2 protein-coding genes are annotated in these 5,250 nt (G+C 71.4%); one reads left to right on the top strand and one right to left on the bottom strand.

Going from position 1 to position 5,250, the window contains the following annotated elements; translation table 11 throughout:
- The first annotated feature begins 645 nt into the window (after positions 1–645).
- Entirely contained in the window at positions 646–1,146 is a 501-nt protein-coding gene (locus KS423_RS37640) for a helix-turn-helix domain-containing protein (RefSeq protein WP_224284239.1), read from the top strand.
- Positions 1,147–1,314: 168 nt separating this feature from the next.
- Here KS423_RS37640 and car read toward each other — a convergent pair whose 3' ends face one another.
- Entirely contained in the window at positions 1,315–4,830 is a 3,516-nt protein-coding gene (car, locus tag KS423_RS37635) for a carboxylic acid reductase (RefSeq protein ID WP_224284238.1), read from the bottom strand.
- Between the last annotated feature and the right edge of the window lie 420 nt (positions 4,831–5,250).

The following is a 5,250-nucleotide window of genomic DNA, read 5'->3' as shown; positions in this document are numbered from 1 at the left end:
AACAGACTCGACGGCCCGCCGCCCCTTCGGGCGGCGGGCCGTCCCGTGGACTGCTGTGTCGCCCGCGACGCCGTCTCCCTCGCCGCGGGCGACACCCTGCGCACCCCCGACGGCCGGACCGTCCGCATCACCGGCGTCCGCCACCGCGATGACGTAGTACGTGTGGACGGTGCTGACGGTCAGGTTGTAGGCGGGCTGGAGCGTTGTCCCGGCAGGAGCCGCAGCCGAACTCGAAGCAGCCGACGGCAGGGATCTTCGAGCCCTGGCCCTGCCCGGACTGATCCCCCACGCCCCGTTGCCCGACAGCTGGGTCCTACCTCGTAGTGCCTCACCCACCGGACCCAGGCACGCCGACGCCGGCCATACCGACCCCATGGCGACTGATGACCCACGTGGCGACATCGCGGCCCACCAGCACGAACCGGCCCTCCCGCAGCACCTCGTACAGCCGGGCCGGTTCCCCGGCCAGGCGGAGGTCCGGTACCGGGCGTCCGGTGAGCGGATGCGAGCCCCGGGGTGCGCGGTAGGCGATTCCGATGCCCGGCCCGACACGACCCTGTGGCGGCGGGCCGACGGGCCGGTCGCGGGTTGACGCGCCCGGTCGCAACCCTGGACGGCGTCAGTTTGATATGCAAACCTTGACGTATGGAAAGCCAGAACGGCCGGCCCTGCTCGATCGCCGCGGCGCTGTCGGTCGTAGGAGACCGCTGGGCGCTCTTGGCCGTGCGCGAGGTGACGTTCGGCAACCACAGGTTCAGCGAGATCGCCCGCAACACCGGAGCCCCCCGGGACCGGCTCGCCGCGCGCCTGAAGAGCCTGGTGGCGGCAGGGGTCCTGGAGCAGCGCGAGTACCGCAAGAGCCCTCCCCGATCCGACTACCATCTCACCGAGGCGGGCCGGGAACTGGTGCCGGTTCTGTCGGCGCTGCGCGCCTGGGGAGACAGGTGGGCCGTCGAGGAACCCCCGCTCACCGTCGCACATCACGGCCATGCGATCCGCCACCGGGTCGTCTGCGCGACGTGCGGCGAGCCCGTACGCGAAGAAGACGTCGAACGGATCTCCAGTGCGCCGCAGTGGGATCTCACCGGCCCGGTGACGGGCTCGGAGCGTCCGCCGGCAGGGCCTCGGCCCTCCGCCGGGCGATGAGGTGCGGCGAGTCCCTCAGGCCGCCTCGGGACCTCCGGTTCGCTGAACCCGCTCCGGCCGGTTGAGCGGGCCGGGGCGCCGGGTGCGTTTTCGGGTGCCCGGTCACCGGGTCGCCTGGTCACCGAGGCGCTGAGGCGGGCCCGTCCGGTGCGATCGGCAGGAAGCCGGTCAGAGTTGCTGCGAGCGGTGTTTCTCCTCGGGGCCCGGACTGCCGGGTCCAGAGATCAGACCCAGCCGGCGCAGGTCGCTGACGTACTTGCGGATCAGCCCGGCCGACAGGTGCGGAATGTCCTTGTCCGGCCCCACCCCGGCCGCCTGCACCGCGGCGCGGAAGCGGTCGGTCGGGGCGCCCGCGCCGTCCACGGCCTGGCCGGGCCGGGCGAACGCGTGCAGCAGGGGCAGCAGCGAGTGCTGCTTCTGCTGGTCCGGCATGGCCCGGAGGGCGGTCCGGAACCGGGTGAACCACAGGTCGTAGTCGTCGATCCGCGTGATCGGGTAGCCGGCGTCGTTCAGCCAGTCCACGAAGACGTCCAGCGAGATGCCGTCGGCGTGTGGATTGAGCACGTTGAACGTCTGGTAGCCCCGGGTGGCCTGCGCCCCGAGGGCGGTGACGGCTTCGGCGGTGAAGTCGACGGGCAGCCCGGAGTAGTGCGCGGCCTGCCGGTTGCCCGCGGCGCCGGTGCGGTAGAACGAACCGGGAGCGATTCCGGTGGCGATCAGGCTGAACAGCAGGCGGGTGAACATGTCGGGCACGTTCAGCTGTCCGGAGTACCTGCTGTGCGCGAGGATCATGTCCGCACGGAAGGCGGCAACCGGCAGGCCGCAAAGGTCGTGCGCTTCCCGCAGCAGCACCTCGCTCGCCCACTTGCTGGTCGCGTACCCGTTGGCGTAGCCGTCGTCCAGCCGCCGCACCGGGCTGGTCGCCCTGATGTCGGAGTCCTCGTCGGCCGAGGACACCTGGGAGGTGATCACCGCGACCGTCGACAGGTAGGTGACCGGCTTGATCCGGGCGGTGATCGCCATCCGGATCAGCTCGGCGGTGCCGACCACGTTGGGGCCGAGCAGCTGCTCGTAGGGCAGGACGTGGTTGACCAGTGCGGCCGCGTGGACGATCCGGTCGACGGTATCGGCCAGCCGTTGCCAGGTCGGCCCGTCCAGGCCCAGGTCGGGTTCGCCGATGTCGCCGGCCAGCACCTCAAGGTGGCCGGCGGCCAGCTGCCGGAAGCGGTGGACCAGCTCGGGGTCGCCGCTGTCGAAGGCCTCTTCGAGCCGTCGGCGCGCGGCCTCGGCACTGCTGCCCCGCACGACGCAGACCAGCGTGCCGCCCGTGGGCGCCAGCCGCTCCAGCCACTCCAGGGCCAGGAACCGGCCGAGGTAGCCGTTGGCGCCGGTCAGCAGCACGGTCCGCACGGGTCCGCTCGGGACGGGCAGCGTCACGGCCGCGGCGAGGGTCCGGGCGTCGATGAACTTGTCGAGGGTCAGGTCCGCTGCCCGAACCTGCGAGCCGCCGGCGCCGTGCACGGTGGCGAAGGCGGGACGCTTCCCCTCGGACCTCAGGGCGGTCTCGATGCGCTTGGCCAGTGCCTCCAGGTCGTTGGTGGGGCTGATGACGGCACCGACCGGGACCTCGCTGTCGAAGATCTCCCCGAGCAGATCGGAGAACGTCAACGCCGACAGTGAGTCGCCGCCCAGGTCGCTGAAGTGCGCGTGGGGATCCGCCGGGCCCCTTGCGCGGCCCAGCACCGCCTGGGCGGCCTGCAGCACCGTGTCGAGCACCGGCTGTTTCGTGCCGGCGTGACGCAGCGCGCTCAGCTCGGCGGTCTCCCGGTTGGCCAGCTCGGTGTACAGCTGCTCCAGCTGCTGGCCGTAGTGGTCCGTCAGTCGGCGTCGCAGCGGCTTGTGCGCCTCGGAGAGCAGGCCGTTCCCGGTGCTGAACGGCTCGGTCTCGATGAGGAAGTCGCGCGGGATCTCGTAGGAGTTCAGGCCGGCGTCCGTGGCGATCCGCTGGAGCGACCCGTGCAGTCGTGCCGTGAGGTCGCCGCCGTCGCGCAGCGCTTCCTCGGTGGGCACGATCACCGCGAGGAGGTAGGCCCGCTCGCTGTTGCCGTACACGAAGATCTGCCGCACCAGCGGGCTGGTGGCGAAGGCGGCCTCCACCCGGGACACCGCGACGAACTCGCCCTGCGCCAGCTTCAGCACGTTCTTGCTGCGGTCGACGTAGACCAGCTCGTCCGGTCCGATCTCGGCCATGATGTCACCGGTGCGGTAGTAGCCGTCCTCGTCGAAGAACTCGGCGGTGACCTCGGGCCGCTTGTAATAGCCCGGAGTGACCGTCTCCGACCTGATCAGCAGCTCGCCGCGCGGGTACGGCGTATCGGTGCGGAAGTAGCCCAGCTCGGGAACGTCCACCAGCCTGTAGTCCAGCACAGGTGGCCGGCGCACCTTGTGGTCCAGCATGACTCCGCCCGCCTCGGTCGAGCCGTAGGCGTCGTGCAGCGGAAGGCCGATGACCGACTCGACGAATGCCGCCATCTCGGCGGACAGCGGCGCGCTTCCGAACGCCGCCCACAGCAGCCGGCCGCCGAGGAACTCCTCACGCAGCCGTGCCTTGACCTCCGCGTCGTTCGCCCCGCCGTCCAGCCCGCTCGCGTAGCGCTGGAACAGCATGTCGCAGACACGAGGCACCAGCAGCAGCTCGGTGGGGCGGATCAGGCCGATGTCCTCGAACAGGGTGGACAGGTCGCTGCGCGCCACGAAGTAGCTCGTGCCGCCGCGGGCCATCGTGTCGAGCAGCGCCACCCGGCCGGCGATGTGGCTCAGCGGCAGGTAGTTGACGGCGATGCTCGGCTTGTCGTCGACGGGGAGCCACCCCTGCCACATCCGGCCGACCAGCCGATCGGTGTACATGGCGCCCTTGGGCGTGCCGGTGCTACCGGAGGTGTAGACGAGCAGGCTCAGCCGGTCCGGGTCGGGCTCGGGCACGGGTGCGACCGGCAGGCTCCGTCCGCGCTCGACCACGGCCGCGAGCCGGTCCAGCACGACCGGGCTGCCCGACTCCGCGAGACGCTCGCGTGCGGCCTCGAACTTCTCGCGCTCCTCATCGGCATCGGGGTGGTAGTCGAACACGACCAGCCGCCGCACGGACGGGCTGTCCACGACGAGGTCAACAGCGGTGTCCAGCAGCTCGACGCTGGTGGCGAGCAGGCGCTGCCCGGTCTCCGCGATGATCGGCGCGAGGCTGGCGACCGAAGCGCTGGACTGCAGCGGCACGCTGACCGCGCCGAGCCGGACGCACGCCAGGTCGATCGTCGCGTAGTCGCAGCTGGTGAAGCCGAGAACGCCGACGAACTCACCCGGGCGCAACGGATGCCGCTCGTCGTGGTACCACTCGGACGCAACCGCGCCGACCCGGGCCCACAGTTCGCCGTAGCTGATCGTGTCGAACCTCGGCAGCAGATGCAGTGACGTGCGGCTGGTCGCCGGGTCGGTGGACGGTTCCCGAGCCCGCTCACCCAGCGCGGGCCGGTCCGCGTAGGCGTCCATCACCCCGGCCGCGATCGCGGCGAGTGACCGCCCCGGCTGCCGGATCGCCGTGGCAACGGCGTGGAGCGGCGCGGCGTCTCGAACCTGTTGGTCGGTGGCGTACAGCTCGGCGGTACGGCGGCTCTCCCGGGTGTCGGTCATCCCACCGCTGTCAATGATCGGAGGTCGCGAAGCAGGTCTCATCGCAGATCTTTCCAGATGCGGTTTGATTTCCAAACTTATGCCCCCGTTGCCATGCTAGGACGCATAGATCTGGCGGGCAATCCATCCGTCGAGGATGGTCGCCGCCTGCGGCGACACTGCGGCCTGCACCCTCAGCGCCCGCCGCCAGCCGGTCCGGATCCAGCTCCGGGCGCCGGCCACCTGGTCACGCGCTTCTCTCCCCGCTACGACAACCACCGCACGGGCCGGCACGATGGCGGCTTCGAGGACCGCTCCCGGCTGCTACTCGGAGATCGCCGGCCGTGTGCGGGCGGGCATCCCGGCGCAGCCGCCGCAACCGCAACCGCGGCCGCCGCACCGCCAACGCCGGCCCGGCCTTCCGGCTCGCGGCCGACGCCG

The sequence above is a fragment of the Streptomyces sp. LS1784 genome (genome assembly GCF_020103755.1).
Classification (GTDB): Bacteria; Actinomycetota; Actinomycetes; order Streptomycetales; family Streptomycetaceae; genus Kitasatospora.
Note: the sequence above shows the minus strand (reverse complement) of the source record. Positions and strands in the feature narration are given on the sequence as shown.

Coding starts and splice junctions, on each gene's coding strand:
- car (WP_224284238.1), bottom strand. CDS start 4,830: ATGACCGACACCCGGGAGAGCCGCCGTACCGCCGAGCTGTACGCCACC.
- KS423_RS37640 (WP_224284239.1), top strand. CDS start 646: ATGGAAAGCCAGAACGGCCGGCCCTGCTCGATCGCCGCGGCGCTGTCG.